17 protein-coding genes are annotated in these 17224 nt (G+C 70.4%); 11 read left to right on the forward strand and 6 right to left on the reverse strand.

What is annotated here, in order from left to right; translation table 11 throughout:
- The 6 genes from WA967_RS14615 to WA967_RS14640 form a co-directional block, all read right to left on the reverse strand.
- Positions 1–227 (reverse strand): MoaD/ThiS family protein (locus WA967_RS14615; protein ID WP_424424070.1); only part of this gene is annotated, 227 nt, incomplete at its 3' end.
- Position 228: 1 nt separating this feature from the next.
- Complete coding sequence (locus tag WA967_RS14620; protein WP_424424073.1) at positions 229–492, reverse strand: DUF6457 domain-containing protein; 264 nt, start codon at positions 490–492, stop codon at positions 229–231.
- Positions 489–1076 (reverse strand): molybdenum cofactor guanylyltransferase, encoded by a 588-nt coding sequence (gene mobA, locus WA967_RS14625; RefSeq protein ID WP_424424076.1) that lies wholly within the window; start codon positions 1074–1076, stop codon positions 489–491. Before mobA ends, WA967_RS14620 begins: the two co-directional genes overlap by 4 nt.
- Complete coding sequence (moaC, locus tag WA967_RS14630) at positions 1073–1558, reverse strand: cyclic pyranopterin monophosphate synthase MoaC (RefSeq protein WP_424424079.1); 486 nt, start codon at positions 1556–1558, stop codon at positions 1073–1075. Before moaC ends, mobA begins: the two co-directional genes overlap by 4 nt.
- On the reverse strand, positions 1555–2757 hold the full coding sequence (gene glp / locus WA967_RS14635; RefSeq protein ID WP_424424082.1) for a gephyrin-like molybdotransferase Glp: 1203 nt from the start codon (positions 2755–2757) through the stop codon (positions 1555–1557). Before glp ends, moaC begins: the two co-directional genes overlap by 4 nt.
- On the reverse strand, positions 2754–3833 hold the full coding sequence (locus WA967_RS14640) for a ThiF family adenylyltransferase (protein WP_424424085.1): 1080 nt from the start codon (positions 3831–3833) through the stop codon (positions 2754–2756). Before WA967_RS14640 ends, glp begins: the two co-directional genes overlap by 4 nt.
- Positions 3834–3928: 95 nt before the next feature.
- Here WA967_RS14640 and WA967_RS14645 point away from each other — a divergent pair, with 95 nt between their 5' ends.
- From WA967_RS14645 to WA967_RS14695, 11 genes are all read left to right on the forward strand, one after another.
- Positions 3929–4321, forward strand: a complete 393-nt coding sequence (locus WA967_RS14645) for a TOBE domain-containing protein (protein ID WP_424424088.1) — start codon at positions 3929–3931, stop codon at positions 4319–4321.
- A gap of 31 nt (positions 4322–4352) precedes the next feature.
- Positions 4353–5186 carry a molybdate ABC transporter substrate-binding protein gene (modA, locus tag WA967_RS14650; RefSeq protein ID WP_424424091.1) on the forward strand — a complete coding sequence of 278 codons (834 nt, stop codon included), beginning with the start codon at positions 4353–4355 and terminating at the stop codon, positions 5184–5186.
- Positions 5183–5998, forward strand: a complete 816-nt coding sequence (gene modB, locus WA967_RS14655) for a molybdate ABC transporter permease subunit (RefSeq protein ID WP_424424094.1) — start codon at positions 5183–5185, stop codon at positions 5996–5998. Before modA ends, modB begins: the two co-directional genes overlap by 4 nt.
- Entirely contained in the window at positions 5995–6909 is a 915-nt protein-coding gene (locus WA967_RS14660; protein WP_424424096.1) for an ABC transporter ATP-binding protein, read from the forward strand. Before modB ends, WA967_RS14660 begins: the two co-directional genes overlap by 4 nt.
- A gap of 185 nt (positions 6910–7094) precedes the next feature.
- Complete coding sequence (fdhD, locus tag WA967_RS14665; protein WP_424424097.1) at positions 7095–8009, forward strand: formate dehydrogenase accessory sulfurtransferase FdhD; 915 nt, start codon at positions 7095–7097, stop codon at positions 8007–8009.
- A gap of 121 nt (positions 8010–8130) precedes the next feature.
- Positions 8131–10443: an FdhF/YdeP family oxidoreductase gene (locus tag WA967_RS14670; protein ID WP_424424100.1), complete on the forward strand. Its 2313-nt coding sequence runs from the start codon at positions 8131–8133 to the stop codon at positions 10441–10443.
- A 94-nt stretch (positions 10444–10537) separates the two neighbouring features.
- On the forward strand, positions 10538–11848 hold the full coding sequence (locus tag WA967_RS14675) for an L-lactate MFS transporter (protein WP_424424102.1): 1311 nt from the start codon (positions 10538–10540) through the stop codon (positions 11846–11848).
- A gap of 106 nt (positions 11849–11954) precedes the next feature.
- The gene (moaA, locus tag WA967_RS14680; RefSeq protein WP_424424128.1) at positions 11955–12977 is read left to right on the forward strand and encodes a GTP 3',8-cyclase MoaA; all 1023 of its coding nucleotides are present in this window, start codon (positions 11955–11957) and stop codon (positions 12975–12977) included.
- Between the two features lie 52 nt (positions 12978–13029).
- On the forward strand, positions 13030–15135 hold the full coding sequence (gene pta / locus WA967_RS14685) for a phosphate acetyltransferase (RefSeq protein WP_424424104.1): 2106 nt from the start codon (positions 13030–13032) through the stop codon (positions 15133–15135).
- Complete coding sequence (locus WA967_RS14690; RefSeq protein WP_424424107.1) at positions 15132–16355, forward strand: acetate/propionate family kinase; 1224 nt, start codon at positions 15132–15134, stop codon at positions 16353–16355. The genes pta and WA967_RS14690 overlap by 4 nt, the downstream gene beginning before the upstream one ends.
- 119 nt (positions 16356–16474) lie before the next feature.
- Positions 16475–17218 (forward strand): beta-phosphoglucomutase family hydrolase, encoded by a 744-nt coding sequence (locus WA967_RS14695; RefSeq protein WP_424424130.1) that lies wholly within the window; start codon positions 16475–16477, stop codon positions 17216–17218.
- Positions 17219–17224: the final 6 nt, after the last annotated feature.

Below are 17224 nucleotides of genomic sequence, written 5' to 3' on the forward strand. Positions count from 1 at the left end.
CCGGCGAAGGGCGGCAGCACGTCGACCACGGCGTCGCCGCCGAGCGGCCAGGAATCGTCCACGCGGGCACCATCGACCAGCACCGAGCAGCGCGGCAGGATCTCGGCCAGCGCTGGGTGGCCGTCGCGCAGGCTGGCGGTCAGGGCAGCGAGGGTCGCCGCATCCACGGTCAGCTGCGAGCTGCCCACGGCCTCCTCGGCCGCGGCGAAGAACCTCACCTGAGCCATGTCATCCCTGCCACTCGCCGGCCAGCTTCGCCACATCGGCGACGGCTGAGCGGATGTCCTCGGGGGAACCGCCGCGCCGGCCGGCCACGAGCCCTGCGACGAACGCGCTGAACGGAGCCGCCGGACGGGCGACGCCGTTGGCGACGTCCTTCGCCAGGTTCAAGATGAGCGAGATCGGCACGTCCTCGGCGCTCAGGTCGAAGTGCTCGCGCAGCGCGTCAGCCCAGTGATCCAGGGCCTCGGGAGGCAGATGGTTCTCGCTCATGGATGCTCCTTCGTCAACTCTTCGTAATCCTCCCACGTATCCACGTCGCGGGCGCTGGCCTCGGGATCCGCCAGTACGTCGACCGACAGCCCGGCCACCAGGGCGCGCACCGGCTGGTCGCGTCCGCCGTCGGGCAGAGCCGCCGCCGCACGCGCGAGGGCGGCAGTCCGGTATGCGCCGGTCAGCCACTGCATCCGCCCGTCGTCGTCGGCCAGGCAGACGCCGTCCGACTCCGGCGCCAGAGAGGGGATGCGGTCGGCCAGCAGCCGCACGGCGCCCTCTGGCCGCGGCAGGTCGCAGGCCAGCAGCAGCGTCCAGTCAGCCGCATCCGACCCGATCGCCGCCAGCGCGGTCACGACCGCAGCGGCGGGACCTGCGAACGGCGGATCCTCCCGCACCCAGCGCACCGCGGCGACGGAATCGGATGCCGGACCCACGACCAGCACGGGCGACGCGCTCGCCGCCACCACTGCCGCAATGGCACGGTCCCGCATGCTCACGCCGTCGACCAGCAGGCCGGGCTTGTCGACCCCGCCCATCCGCGACGCGCGGCCGCCCGCCAGCAGCACGGCCTGCAGCGTCATGGCCGCGCGGGCTCGTCGGGCCGGTGCCAGTCGCCGGACTTGCCGCCGGTCTTCGCCACGATGCGCACGTTCGCGATCGAGGTGGCCTTGTCCAGGCCCTTCACCATGTCGACCACGGTGAGAGCGGCGATGGACACGGCCGTCAGCGCCTCCATCTCCACGCCGGTGCGGTCGGCGGTGCGCACGGTGGCCTCCAGCTCGACGCCCTCGTCTGTGATCCGCAGATCGACCGACGCGCCATGCACGCCGATCACGTGCGCGAGCGGAAGCAGCTCGGGAGTGCGCTTGGCGCCCGCGATGCCGGCGATCCGCGCCACGGCCAGCACGTCGCCCTTGGGCACGGTGTCATCGCGCAGCGCCGCAACGACGTGCGCGGCGCAGTGCACGAACCCGCGCGCAGTGGCGGAGCGAACCGTCGGTTGCTTCTCGGTGACGTCGACCATGCGGGCGTGCCCCGCGGAATCCAGGTGCGTGAAGGTCATGGCACCAGCATGACATCGACGACGTCGCCGACTTCGACATGATCCACGTCGGCGGGCACGACGGCATACGCCTCGGCCCGGCCCAGGCTCGCGGCCAGGTGCGATCCGCCCGACGACGCGGGCCGCACGCCGGAGGGCGTGACCAGCACCGGGCGGTACTGCTGCCGCCCGGCGGGCGTGCGCCAAGCCTCCACCACCGGCAGCCGCACCACCAGGCGATCCAACTGGGTCGCACCCTGCATGGCGCGCAGCGCGGGGCGCACGAACACCTCGAACGACACCGCCACGCTCACCGGGTTGCCCGGCAGCCCGAACAGCAGGGGGCCTGCGGCATCGGAGCCGAAGCCCTGCGGCTTGCCCGGCTGCATGGCGACCTTGACGAACTGCATCCGCGCCACCTGCTTGACGACCTCATACGCGCCCTCGCTGACGCCGCCGGAGGTGATCACCACGTCGGCGCCGAGAGCCGCGGCATCCGCCAGCGCCGCGCGCAGTCCGCCGCCGTCGTCGGTGACCGAGGTGCGCAGCACGACCTCGGCGCCGTTCTCGCGGCACAGTCCCTCCAGCAGCGTGCTGTTGGACTCCGGGATCTGCCCGCGCGCAAGCTCCTCGCCGGGCTGACGCAGCTCGTCGCCGGTGGAGATCACCGCCAACCGCGGCGCGCGCGAGGCCACGACCTGCTGCACGCCGGCGGCCGCAGCCGCTGCCAGCTGCCTGCCGCCCATCTCGGTGCCGGCCGGGAGGATCTCATCGCCCGCACGGCACTCCTCGCCCTGCGGCCGGATGTGCTGTCCGCGGGCGCGGGGCGCGGAGACGATCCGGATGCAGCCCATCGAGTCCGCCAGGCCGCCCTCGGTGTCCTCGAACGGCACGATCGTGTCGGCATCCGCCGGCACCGCCGCGCCGGTCATGATCCGCACCGCCTGCCCGGAGCCGAACGCCGGATCGGCCGGGCTTCCGGCGGGCATGTCGGCGACCACCTCCAGGGCGATCGGGGAGGAGGCCGAGGCGTGAGCCACATCGTCGAATCGCACGGCGAACCCGTCCATGGCGGAGTTGTCGAACAGCGGCAGATCCACCGCCGAGAGCACCGGCTCGCGCAGGATGCGCCCGAGCGCCGCACTCAGCGGCATCCGCGTCGCCTCCAGCGGCCGCACGGCCGCGAGGATCCGCTCCCGATGCTGTGCCACGGTGATCATGCCGCACTCCTCCTGCTGTTGTACCCGTCCATGCCGCCGCGCAGCACGACAGCGCTCACGCCCTTGCCGGCCAGTGCCCGCGCCGCGCGCCGCGCTCGGGCGCCGACCTGGCACACCAGCACGACCTCGTCGTCCCGTAGCTCCTCGGCCATCTCCTCCAGCGAAGCGAGGAGTTCGCCCAGCGGCAGATGCAGGGCTCCCGCGATCATGCCGGTGGCCACCTCATCGGCCTCGCGCACGTCGATGACGACTGCGCCCGCGCCGGGCTCGTCGACCTCGCGCACGTCGGGCTCGGCAGGACGAGCGGATGCCGTGACCCGCGCGGCTCGCAACGGCGCCTCGCGCACGGTGCCCGCCAGCGCGTCGATCATCGCGATGCGTCCCAGCAGCGGCTTTCCCAGTCCCATGATCAGCTTCAGCGCCTCGGATGCCATCATCGAGCCCGCCTGGATGCACAGCGGTCCGAACACGCCCACCGCCGAGCACGCCGGTGCCTCGGAGCCCGGCGGGTACAGGTCGTGCAGGCGCACGGCATCCGCTCCCTCGGGAGGAGCCGACCAGAACACCGTGACGAGTCCTGCGAACTCCTGCACGGTGCCCCATACCAGCGGCAGTGACAGCCGCTCGCAGGCGGCGGCGACGATCTCGCGGCTCTCGAAGGAGTCCGTGCCGTCGAGCACCAGGTCCACGCCCGCGATCAGCTCGGCTGCGTTCTCGTGCGAGAGTCGCGTGCTCACCACCCGCACCCTGGTCTCGGACATGTCGGAGGCGACGCGCACGACGCTGTCGGTCTTGGGGCGCCCCACGTCCTGCAGGCGGTGGATCACCTGGCGCTGCAGGTTGGACAGCTCGATGTCGTCGTCGTCGAAGATGACGATCTCCCCGATGCCGGCCGCGGCCAGTGCCAGTACGACCGGCGCACCCAGGCCGCCGGCGCCCACCACTCCGACGGTCGCGGCCGCGATGCGGCGCTGCCCCTCCGAGCCGAGCCCTGCAAGGCGCTGATGCCGCGCGGTGCGCAGCTGTTCTCGGGGGCTGAGCGCGTCTGCGGGCTCGACCAGCGGCGGAAGAGGCATGCCTTCAGGCTAGTCCTCGCGCAGAGGCCGGGCACTTCCGCTGGAGCGGTGATAATCGTCTTCAATATCCGCATCTGCGGTGATAGCCTGCGGTCATGGCCGCAAGCTACAAGATCGCGCAGGCCGCCGACCTGCTCGGCGTCAGCGACGACACCGTGCGCCGCTGGGTGGATCAGGGAGTGCTGCCGGTCACCGCAGCGAGCCCCGCCGAGATCCCCGGCGACGCACTGGCCACGTATGCGATCGCCCTCGCCCGCTCCGCCGGCGACCCCACCGGGGTGCGCTCCAGCGCCCGCAATCGCTTCACAGGGCTGGTCACGAATGTCGTCCTGGACACGGTCGCCGCCCAGGTGGAGATCCAGGCCGGCCCGCACCGCTTCGTCTCGCTCATGACAGCCGAGGCCGTGCGCGATCTGGGGCTCGAGGTCGGGTCGCTCGCCGTCGCCGTCGTCAAGGCCACCACCGTCATCGTCGAGACCCCGCGCTGAGCACGACCGCACCCGACACGAGGAGGAGCCCATGCGTCGCATCCCGAGCACCGCCGCACTCGCCGCAGCCGCCGTCCTGCTGCTGGCCGGCTGCTCTGCCACTCCATCCGGAATCCCGAGTCCCGCCGGAGGCTCCGACGGCGCTGTCGCGCCGAAAGACGAGCCCGGTTCGTCGGATGCCGAGCAGCTGCTCACCGGCGATCTGTCGGTGTCAGCGGCAGCGTCGCTGAAAGGCTCGTTCGATGAGTCCGTCACCGCCTTCCAGAAGCTGTACCCGGGCGTGCACGTCACCGTCACCTACGACGGCTCCAGCACCCTGGCCACGCAGATCGAGAACGGCGCGAAGACGGACGTGTTCGCCTCGGCCGACCAGGCCAACATGGCCAAGGTCACCGGGCCCGGCCTGGCATCCGGAGCTGTGGTCTTCGCGCGCAACACGCTGGTCGTCGTCACCCCGAAGGACAACCCGGCCGGCATCAGGACGCTGGCCGATCTCGCGAGAACCGGCGTCAAGGTCGTGCTGTGCGCGCCCGAGGTGCCGTGCGGGTCGGCGTCCCAGAAGCTGCTGGCCGCGCAGCACGTGAAGGCAGCCCCGGTCAGCCAGGAGCAGAACGTGACCGCCGTGCTCACCAAGGTGCGCGCGGGCGAGGCCGATGCGGGCCTCGTGTACAAGACCGACGCCGCCGCCTCGGCCGGGCAGGTCGCCTCGTTCACGCCCGACGGGGCAGAGCAGGTCGTCAACTCATACCCGATCGTCGCGCTCGAACATGCTCCGAACGCCACCGCGGCCAAGGCCTTCGTCGCGTTCATCACCGGCCCCGAGGGACAGAAGATCCTCGCGAAGTTCGGGTTCGATAAGCCGTGACCGGCCCCGGCCGTCGCGGTTACGCGCCTCGAGTGCTGGCGGTCCCCGCCGTGGTGGGCATCGCCTTCCTCGTGCTGCCGCTGGCGGCCCTGGTCGGTCGTGTGCAGTGGACGACGCTGTGGCAGGACGTCACCTCCACCGAGGCGCTGGACGCACTGCGGTTGTCGCTGGTCACCGGGCTGATCGCCACCGTCGTGTGCCTGCTCGTCGGCATCCCGCTGGCACTGACCATCGCCCGCGCGGCGCCGCGCATGGCATCCGTCCTGCGGGCCGTCGTCACGGTACCGCTGGTGCTGCCGCCCATGGTCGGCGGCCTCTCGCTGCTGTTCCTGTTCGGCCGCACCGGATGGCTGGGCTGGACGGGCTGGCAGGTGCCGTTCACGACCCCGGCCGTCGTGCTCGCCCAGGTGTTCGTCGCGCTCCCGTTCCTCGTCCTGGCGCTCGAGGGCGCCGTCCGCACGTCGGGACTGGAGTACGAGCGCGCGGCGGCAGGGCTCGGGGCCGGACGCTGGACGATCCTGTGGCGGGTGACGCTGCCGCTGGCCGGCCCCGGCCTGCTCTCCGGCACCGTGCTGTGCTTCGCGCGCGCCGCGGGGGAGTTCGGCGCGACGGCGCTGTTCGCCGGCAACGCGCCCGGCGTGACCCAGACCATGCCGCTGGCCATATACACGGCGTTCAACGGCGCCGGCGTCAGCCAGGGCAGCGCCATCGCGTTGTCTCTGATGCTGCTGGTCACCTCGGTGCTCGTGCTGCTGCTGGTGCGCGGCTGGCGGCCCGGGCAGGGCCCGGCGGTCGCGGAGGAGCTGCGATGACCGGGATCGCATTGGACGCCGCAGTGCAGGTGCGCCGGGCGCGGTTCGCCCTGGATGCCCGACTTCGGGCCGCCCCGGGAGAGATCGTCGCCGTGATGGGACCCTCCGGTGCGGGCAAGTCCACGCTGCTGGGAGCAGTCGCCGGGTTCGTGCCGCTGACCGCCGGTTCCGTGGTGCTGGACGGACGCACGGTGCAGGATGCCGGGGGAGTCGACGTGCCGCCGCGCGACCGCGGCGTGATCCTGCTCGGCCAGCAGGCGCGCCTGTTCCCGCACCTCAGCGCTCGCGAGAACATCGCGTTCGGCCTGCGCGCTCGCCGCACACCTCGGCATGCGGCCCGGACGCGGGCGGATGACTGGCTCGAGCGCGTCGGGCTGTCTGGCCTCGGCGATCGCCGGCCCGCCCGGCTCTCCGGAGGCCAGCAGCAGCGCGTCGCGCTGGCACGCGCCCTCGCCACGTCGCCGCGCGTGCTGCTGCTGGACGAGCCGCTGACCTCGCTGGACCCTGCCACAGCCGACGGCATCCGCTCGCTGCTGCGCGAAGAACTCGCCGAGACCGGCACGACGGCGGTGCTGGCGACCCATGACGCGACCGATGCGGTCGCACTGGCCGACCGGCTGGTCGTGCTGGAGGCAGGACGGCTCACGGCCGACGGCGCGCCCGCCGATCTGCTCGCGCAGCCCGCGACGCCGTTCATCGCCGCTGTCGCGGGCGCCGGGGTCGCCTCTGCGGGCGTCGCTGGACCGGCGGGCGCGTGGGCCTGGCAGGCGCTGGTCGAGAGCGTCGAGTCGGATGCCAGCGGCATCCGCGCCTGCATCCGCACGCCCGACGGCTCCGCCGTCGAGCTGCCGTTCCCGGCCGGCACGCCTCTCGTCGAAGGTGCGATCGTCAGCATCCGCCCGCCGTCCTGACCCCCTGCCTCGCCGAACCGCGGTACGGATGTCGGTTGAGAGCACGGATGTCGGCGCGGATGCTGGATCTGAGCCGACATCCGTGAATCGGACCGACATCCGTACCGGCCCTCGCGCCTCTGCAGGGGAGTACGGTGGCAGCCAGACCGCGACAGAGGCGAAGGCGCACACTCCGGGAGGATGCGATGGGCAGGATCACCACGCGCAAGAAAGTCGTCCACATCACCGTGCCGAGGGCGGATGCCGAAGGCGCAGCAGTGCGCCGGATGGACAACCTCGCCGTCGAGGAGCCGCTGGAGATCCGCGTCTCCGGCGCGCCGCTCACCGTCACGATGCGCACCCCTGGACACGACGTGGAGCTGGCCGCCGGGTTCCTGGTCTCGGAGGGCGTGATCACGCACCACGACCAGTTCGCCTCGGCCATCCACTGCGGCGGTCCCGGCACCGGCGGTGCCGCAGCCGCCCCCGGCGCCTATGCGCTGGGCGCCTCCGCCGCCGACGGCGGGAACACGTACAACGTGCTGGATGTCACCCTCGCTCCCGGCACGCCGCTGCCCGACCCGGCGCGGGCTCGCCATTCGTACACCACCAGCGCCTGCGGGGTGTGCGGCTCAGCATCCATCGAGCAGGTCGCGACGACCTCCGCCTTCGACGTGTCGGGTGACGAGCTGGAGGTGGATGCCACGACCCTCGCCGCACTGACCGACGAGCTGCGCTCGCGGCAGGAGGCGTTCGAGAAGACCGGCGGACTGCATGCGGCGGGCCTGTACGACGCGGCCACGGGCGAGCTGCTGGTGGTGCGTGAGGACGTCGGGCGTCATAACGCCGTCGACAAGGTCGTGGGCTGGGCCGTGCTGAACGGGCGTCTGCCGCTGGGCGGCACCGTGCTGCAGGTCTCCGGACGGGCCAGCTTCGAACTCGTGCAGAAGGCGGTGATGGCCGGCATCCCGATGCTGTCGGCGGTGTCGGCGCCCTCGTCGCTGGCCGTCGAGATGGCCGAATCCACCGGGCTCACGCTGGTGGGTTTCGTCCGCGGCGGGAGCATGAACGTGTACACCCGGCCCGAGCGCGTGCGAGATGGCGTGCTCGCCCCGGTGTGACCGGTCTCTCCAGACTCCGGGAAACCGTGTTCCCTCGCAGACGCGGCTCGCCCTGTCAACCCTTGCGGGGATCGTATATCACTGGTAGGCCTGTGCTTGACAGGCAAAGGAGCGTGTGACGATGGCTGCGAAGGCCCCGATCGAGGACATCAGCGAAGACGCGAGGAACATGGAGGTCTCGCCTCCGAAGGATTGGGCCGCAGGCGTTCCCGGCGTGCTGCACTCCATGATTCCCGGCATCAAGGAGATGGGCGCGGGCCGCGCTCTGACCCTCCTGACCGACATGAATCAGAAGGACGGCTTCGACTGCATGAGCTGCGCGTGGGCCGATCCTGACCACCGCAAGACGTTCGAGTTCTGCGAGAACGGCGCGAAGGCTGTCACGTGGGAGGCGACGCCCGTCACCATCCCGACGTCGTTCTGGGCGCAGAACTCCATCAGCAGCCTGTCGGGCAAGTCGGAGTACTGGCTGGGCATGCAGGGGCGGCTCATCGAGCCGGTCTACAAGCCCAAGGGCAAGGACCATTACGAGCCGATCTCCTGGGACGACGCGTTCGCCCTCATCGCCGACCGGCTCAAGGCCATGGACTCGCCCGACGAGGCCACGTTCTACACCAGCGGCCGCACGGCCAACGAGACCGCGTTCATCTACCAGCTCATGGCTCGCAACCTGGGCACCAACAACCTGCCGGACTGCTCCAACATGTGTCACGAGTCCACCGGCAAGGCCATGGGCGAGGTCATCGGCATCGGCAAGAACACCATCGCCTACAAGGACTTCGGCAAGGCGGATCTCATCATCGTGATGGGGCAGAACCCGGGCACCAACCACCCGCGCATGCTGACCGCGCTGGAGGAGTGCAAGGACAACGGCGGCAAGATCGTCGCCATCAACACGTTGCACGAGGCGGGCCTGAGCCGCTACAAGAACCCGCAGCGCGTGCGCGGCATCATCGGGCACGGCACGGGTCTGGCCGACCAGTACATGCTCATCCGCGCCGGCGGCGACGGGTGGCTGATGAAGGCCATCTCGAAGAAGGTGCTCGAGGCGGAGGACGCCGCACCCGGCACCGTGCTCGATCACGCGTTCCTCGAGGAGCACTGCCAGGGGCTGGAGGAGTTCCGAGAGCACGTCAAGGATCTCGACAACGACATGGTGCTCAAGGCCACCGGCCTGACGCAGGCGGAGATCGACGAACTCGCCGACCGCTACCTGCACTCCGAGCGCGTCATCATCACGTGGGCGATGGGCCTGACCCAGCACCACGACGCCGTGAGCATCATCAAGGAGGTCATCAACCTGCTGCTGCTGCGCGGCAACATGGGCAAGCCGGGCGCCGGCGCCTCGCCGATCCGGGGCCACAGCAATGTGCAGGGCGACCGCACCATGGGCATCTGGGAGCAGATGCCGGAGAAGTTCCTCGCGGGGCTCGACAGGGAGTTCGGCATCTCGGTTCCGCGCGAGCACGGCTACGACGTCGTCAAGTCGGTCACCGCCATGCAGGAGGGGAAGACCAAGGTCTGGATGGCCATGGGCGGGAACATGGTGTCCGCCGTGTCCGACACGCACGCCGCCGAGGACGGGTTCAGCAAGGTGGGCCTGAACGTGCAGGTCTCCACCAAGCTCAACCGCAACCACCTCACCGTGGGCGATGAGGCGCTCATCCTGCCCGTGCTGGGACGCACGGAGATCGACATGCAGGCCACCGGTGAGCAGTCGCTCTCGGTGGAGGACTCGGTGTGCGCCATCCACGCCACCAAGGGCAAGGTCAAGCCGATCTCCAGCCTGCTGAAGTCCGAGGTCGCCGTGGTGGTCGGAATCGCCCGCGCACTGTGGGGCGACGACGGCCCCATCGACTGGGCCGGGTTCGAGAAGAACTACGACACCATCCGCGACCACATCGAGGCCGTCATCCCCGGCTTCACCGACTTCAACAAGCGGCTGCGTCAGGACCACGGCTTCGTGCTGCCGCACGGTCCGCGCGACTCGCGCACCTTCCCGACCAAGACCGGCAAGGCCATGATCACGGTGAACGACCTGGAGTACATCGAGCGCCCCGAGGGCAGGCTGCTGCTGCAGTCGATGCGCGCGCACGACCAGTTCAACACCACGATCTACAGCCTGGACGACCGCTACCGCGGCATCAAGAAGAGCCGCCGGGTGATCTTCGTGAACCCGGATGACCTCAAGGAGCTCGGCATCGCCGACGGCGCGATCGTCGACGTGCACAGCGAGTACTCCGACGGCGTCGACCGCGTGGTGCGCGCTTTCAAGGCGGTGTCGTACCCGACGTCCCGCGGATGCGCGGCGACGTACTTCCCCGAGGGCAACCCGCTGGTCCCGCTGGGACTCACGGCGATGGGCAGCAACACGCCCGCGTCGAAGTCCGTCGTGATCCGCCTGGAGCCGGCATCCGTGCCGGCGGGAAGGTGAGCGCCGGGCGCTGAGAGATCCCGGGATGCCGCTCGGTCGCCCCAGCGGGGAACGAGTGCGTCCACAAGTCAGTCTGTGAGAGAGGTGTACGAAGATGTCATCAACCGCAACGACCAGAGGCACGGGGAAGAGCCCGACCGCCGGCCGATGGTGGATCGTGGTCGCAGCGCTGCTGCTGCAGTTCGCGATCGGAGCCGTCTACGCGTGGAGCGTGTTCGGCAAGGCCCTGGCCAGCCCGGACGCCATGAACCTGTCGCCCTCTCAGGCGTCGCTGACGTTCACGGTGACCATCGGCATGATCTTCATCGGCAGTTACATCGGCGGCAAGGTGCAGGACCGCACCGGGCCTCGCCCGGTGGCGCTGACCGGCGGCATCATCTACGGACTGGGCTGCATCATCGCCTCGTTCGCGGTGTCCCACGATGCCGGCCAGCTGTGGCTGCTGGTGCTGGGCTACGGCGTGATCAGCGGCTTCGGCCTCGGCTACGCGTACATCGTGCCGATCGCCATGCTGCAGAAGTGGTTCCCCGACAAGCGCGGTCTGATCACGGGTCTGGCGGTGGCGGGCTTCGGGTTCGGCGCCGTGGTGACCGCTCCGGTCGCGCAGTGGCTGATCGCGATGACGCCCACCGAGCCGAACCGCGCGTTCCTGCCGCTGGGCATCGGCTACGTGGTGCTGGCCGTCGTCGGGGCGTCGTTCTTCCGCAACCCGCCGGAGGGCTACACGGTTCCCGGTTGGAAGCCTGCCGCCTCCGGCCGCACCCAGGACGCCTACAAGCAGTTCACCGAGAAGGAGGCACTGCGCACCCCGCAGTGGTACCTGCTGACGGCCATCCTCACCCTGAACGTCACGGTCGGCATCGCCTTCATCGCTCAGGCGGCCGGCACAGCGGAGGGCGTGGCGAAGTTCAGCGCCGTGGATGCAGCGGCCCTGGTCGGCGTGCTGGCGCTGTTCAACGGCGGCGGCCGCATCTTCTGGGCGTGGGTGTCCGGCTTCACCGGCCGCATGTGGGCGTTCGCGCTCATGCTCGGCCTGCAGGGCGTCTGCCTGCTGATCCTCCCGCACGCCAGCGGGGCCGCACTGTTCGTCATCCTCGCGGCGATCATCTACCTCTGCTACGGCGGCGGCTTCGGCACCATGCCGGCGACCGCGGGCGACTTCTTCGGAGTCAAGCACGCCGGTGCCATCTACGGTCTGATGATCATCGGCTGGAGCCTCGGCGGCATCATCGGACCGCCGATCATCGCCGCTCTGCTCGGCGACGGCGCGACGAAGAACTACACGCTGGGCTACACGGTGATCGGCATCATCGCCCTGGTGTCGCTGATCGTCCCCGCCATCACGAAGATGCCGAAGGCATCCGCATCGGAGGCGTCTGCGGTCATGGCCGCGGTAGCCGAATAACGGCATCCTCTTCCCCGCGAGGGCCGGCCGCCGCACGCGGTCGGCCCTCGCGCATCCGGCCCCCGGGCCGCTGACCGAGACTACGGTGGACGATATGGCAGTGCAGCTGGGACCCAGGCTCCGCGACACGCGAGGGCGGATGCTTCGCGACATGCGCATCTCGGTCACGGACCGGTGCAACTTCCGCTGCGTGTACTGCATGCCCAAGGAGATCTTCGGGCGGGACTACGACTTCATGCCCCAGCAGCTGCTGCTGAGCTTCGAGGAGATCGTCCGCGTCGCGAAGGCCGGCGTCGCGCACGGCGTGCACAAGCTGCGCCTGACCGGCGGCGAGCCGCTGCTGCGCCGCGACATCGAGACGCTCATCGCCATGCTGGCCGAGCTGCGCACGCCTGAGGGGGAGAGGCTCGACATCGCGCTGACCACCAACGGGTCGGCCCTCGCGCACAAGGCGCAGGCGCTGCGGGATGCCGGGCTGAACCGCGTCACGGTGTCGGTGGACTCCCTCGACGACGCCACCTTCCGAGCCATGAACGACATCGACTTCCCCTTGCAGCGCGTGCTGGACGGCATCCGGGTGGCGACCGAGGTCGGCTTCGACGCGATCAAGATCAACACGGTCGTCAAGCGCGGCGTCAACGAGGACGACGTGCTGCCGATCGCCGAGCACTTCCGCGGCACCGGCGCGACCGTGCGCTTCATCGAGTTCATGGACGTCGGCACCACCAACGGCTGGAACCTCGACCAGGTCGTGCCGTCCGCCGAGATCATCGAGCGGATCGGCGCCGTCCATCCGCTGGAACCGCTGCGCCCTGCGTACCCGGGTGAGACCGCCACCCGGTGGCGGTACCTCGACGGCTCCGGCGAGATCGGCGCGATCTCCAGCGTCACCGCGCCGTTCTGCGGCAACTGCACGCGCGCCCGCATCTCCGCCGACGGCAAGCTGTTCACCTGCCTGTTCGCCTCGCACGGCCACGACCTGCGCGCGCTGCTGCGCGGCGGATGCACGGATGCCGAACTGGAGGGCGCCATCGCCGGCATCTGGGAGACGCGCGACGACCGCTACTCCGAGCTGCGCTCGGCGGACACGCCCACCGAGCGCATCGAGATGTCCTACATCGGCGGCTGATCGGTGCGGCCGCACCGAGCTGCGGGCGGCACCCCGTCAGTAGGCTGGGCATGTGGCGCGCAGCATCTACATCACCTCCGCGGAGGGGCACACCGGCAAGTCCACCATCGCTCTGGGAGTGCTGGATGCGCTGATGCGCGTCTCGCCCCGCGTGGGGGTGTTCCGCCCCATCGCGCGTTCCACCCACGAGCGCGACTACGTGCTGGAGCTGCTGCTGGCCCACGACGGCGTGCACCTGGACTACGAGGACTGCATCGGGGTCAGCTACGACGACGTGCGCGAGGACCCGGAGCGCGCACTGGGCGAGATCGTCGTGCGCTTCAAAGCCGTCGAGGCGCAGTGCGACGCCGTCGTCGTGGTGGGCAGCGACTACACCGACGTCGCCAGCCCCGCCGAGCTCGGCTTCAATGCCCGGATCGCTGCGAACCTCGGTGTTCCCGTGCTGCTGGTCATCTCCGGACGCGACCAGCAGGACCACGCCGAGCAGCTCGGTACGACCACCGCGCGCTCATCGCAGCAGATCCAGCAGCTGGCGGCGCTCTCGCTCGGCGAACTGGCTGCCGAGCGCGCCGAGCTGTTCGCCATCATCGTCAACAGGGCCGAACCCGATCGGCTGCGCGAGATCGTCGACGGGCTGGATGCGGATCGCACCCCGGTGTGGGCGATCCCCGAGGATCGTGCGCTGGTGGCGCCGTCCATGCGCGGCATCCTGCGCGCCCTGGACGGCAGGCTGGTGCGCGGTGGCGAGGAGCTGCTGGACCGCGAGGCGTACAGCGTGGTGATCGCCGGGATGTCAATGGTCAACGTGCTGCCGCGCCTGATCGAGGGCTCGGTGGTGGTGATCGCCGCCGACCGCACCGAGACGCTGCTGGCCACGCTGCTGGCGACCTCGTCCGGCACGTTCCCGGATATCGCGGGCATCGTGCTGAACGGGCCGTTCGCGCTGCCCGACACGATCCTGCAGCTGATGGACGGACTCGACCTGGCCATACCGATCATCGCCACGGACCTGGGCACCTACGACACCGCCGCGCGCATCATGCGCACCCGCGGCAGGGTGAGCGTGGAGTCGGGGCAGCGGTACCAGACGGCGCTGGCGCTGTTCCAGAAGCACGTCGACATCGCCGAGCTCACCATCGAGATGGGCCTGGCTACGTCGTCGGTGGTGACCCCGCTGATGTTCGAGTACGGCCTCATCGAGCGCGCGCGCAGCGTCCGCCGCCGCATCGTGCTTCCCGAGGGCGACGACGACCGCATCCTTCGGGCGGCGGGCATCCTGCTGGCCCGCGGCGTGGCCGACCTCGTCATCCTCGGAGACGAGGGCGAGGTGCGTGCCCGTGCCGCCGCGCTGGGAGTGGACATCTCCGCGGCGCAGGTGATCAGCCCCACCGATCCGGAGCTGGTCGCGCGCTTCGCCACCGAGTACGCGCGCATCCGCGCACACAAGGGCATCACCCTGCAGCAGGCCGCTGACACCGTCACAGACGTGTCGTACTTCGGCACGATGATGGTGCATCTGGGCCTGGCCGACGGCATGGTCTCCGGCGCCGCGCACACCACCGCGCACACCATCCGGCCCTCGTTCGAGATCATCAAGACCCGCCCCGGCGTGGATGTCGTCTCCAGCGTGTTCCTGATGGCGCTCGCCGATCGGGTGCTGGTGTACGGCGACTGCGCCGTGATCCCCGACCCCACCAGCATCCAGCTCGCCGACATCGCCATCTCGTCGGCCGCGACGGCCGCGCAGTTCGGCGTGGAGCCCCGCGTCGCGATGCTGTCCTACTCCACAGGGGAGTCCGGTTCCGGCGCCGATGTGGAGAAGGTGCGCGCGGCGACGGCCCTGGTGCGCGAGCGCATGCCCGCGCTGCTCGTGGAGGGGCCGATCCAGTACGACGCGGCGGCCGACGCCGCGGTCGCCGCGGCCAAGCTCCCCGGATCGCAGGTCGCGGGACGAGCGACGGTGTTCATCTTCCCCGACCTGAACACCGGGAACAACACCTACAAGGCCGTGCAGCGCTCGGCCGGGGCGGTGGCGATCGGGCCGGTGCTGCAGGGACTGAACAAGCCCATCAACGACCTCAGCCGCGGGGCGCTCGTCGACGACATCGTCAACACCGTCGCCATCACGGCGATCCAGGCGCAGGGGGACGCGGCGTGAGCGTCGTGCTCGTCATCAACAGCGGGTCGTCGTCGCTGAAGTACAGCCTCATCGATCCCGAGCGCCGCTTCGAGTTGGCGCACGGGCTCATCGAGCGCATCGGGCAGGGAACCGGGATCCTCGGTCACACGGTGCGCACCGTCGCCGAGCCCGGCACGCCGACACCGGCCGTACTCGATGTGAAGCATTCCGCCGAGCGCCCGATCCGCGATCACGACGACGCCTTCGCCGAGATGCTCGCGCAGTTCGCCGCGCACGGACCGGATCTCGCCGAGCATCCTCCGGTGGTGGTCGGGCACCGCGTGGTGCACGGCGGCGCGCGGTTCTTCGAGCCCACGGTGATCACGGATGCCGTGGAGGAGGACATCGAGGACCTGATCGTCCTCGCACCGCTCCACAACCCGGCCAACCTCGCCGGCATCCGCGCGGCGCGAGCCGCCTTCCGCGACGTGCCGCACGTCGCGGTCTTCGACACGGCCTTCCACCAGACGCTCGAGCCGGCCGCGTACACGTACGCGCTCGACGCGGCCGTGGCACGGCAGCACCGCATCCGCCGCTACGGCTTCCACGGCACGAGCCACAAGTACGTCGCCGGTGCGGCGGCGGGCTTCCTGGGGCTCGACGTCGGCGAGCTGCGCCAGATCGTGTTCCACCTCGGCAACGGCGCGTCGGTCACGGCCGTGCGCGGCGGCAGGTCGGTGGAGACGTCGATGGGCTTCACTCCTCTCGAGGGTCTGGTGATGGGCACCCGCACGGGAGACATCGATCCTGCCGTCCTCATCCACCTCGTGCGACGGGCAGGCCTCGACGCCGACGGGCTGGACACCCTGCTCAACAAGCGCAGCGGGCTGCTGGGGCTCGCCGGGCGCAGCGACATGCGCGACATCCTCGCAGGCCGGATCGAGGGGGATGAGGCGGCATCGCTGGCGTACGACGTGTACATCCACCGGCTGCGCGCGTACGCCGGCGCGTATGCCGCCCAGCTGGGCGGGGTGGACGTGATCTCGTTCACCGCGGGCGTCGGCGAGAACGCCGCCGACGTGCGGGCCGATGCACTCGCGACGCTGGAATTCATGGGCGTGCGCGTGGACGCGGAGCGCAATGCGTCGCGCGAACGCGGCATCCGTCGGATCTCCGCGGACGACTCGGCCGTGCAGGTGCTGGTCGTCCCGACGGACGAGGAGCTCGAGATCGCCCGCCAGTCGGTCAGCGCGATCTGACGCGCTCGGCCCGATCCTCGGCAGCCCGTTCCCGTGCCGTCGCCCGCAGTCGCTGATTCGTGATGAGAACAACCCCGAATACGCCCCGTCGCGTCACTAGGCTGGACGCAGTGATCCCCATCCCTGGAGGTGTCGTGCCCGAAGCGCTCCCCGATCTTCAGCGTGCCGTCGGCGTGCTGTTCGATCTCGACGGCGTGCTCACGCCCACCGCCGAGGTGCACATGCGCGCCTGGAAGGTCGTCTTCGATGCGGAGCTCGCCCGATGGGGCGCGACCGAACCGTACACCGATGCCGACTACTTCGCCTATGTCGATGGCAAGAAGCGCTACGACGGTGTCGCCAGTCTGCTGCGCAGCCGCAACATCGAGATCCCCTGGGGCGAGATCGAGGATCCGCCCGAGGCCGACACGATCTGCGGCGTGGGGAATCGCAAGAACGCCGCTTTCGCCGCCGCGTTGCGCAGCGAGGGGATCGCCCCCTACCCGGGGTCCCTGGCCCTGCTCGAGGCCCTTCGGGATGCCGAGGTGCCGCTGGGCGTGGTCTCCAGCTCCAAGAACGCCGAGGAGGTGCTGGCATCCGCCGGCATCCGCGAGTTCTTCGTCATCGTCGTCGACGGCGTCGTCGCCGAGCGCGAACACCTGGCCTCCAAGCCCGCGCCGGACATGTTCCTGGCGGGGGCGCGGATGCTGGGCGTCGACCCGGCAGCGGCCGTCGCCGTGGAGGATGCCGTGGCGGGCGTCGGCTCCGCGGCATCCGCCGGCTACGGCACCGTCGTCGGTGTCGACCGCGGAGCCGGAGAAGACGCCCTCCGCGAGGCCGGAGCGACGTGCATCGTCGACGACCTCGCCCGCCTGCTGCCCTGACACTCA

Origin of the sequence: Microbacterium sp. (assembly GCF_049650565.1) — a bacterium.
GTDB lineage: Bacteria > Actinomycetota > Actinomycetes > Actinomycetales > Microbacteriaceae > Microbacterium.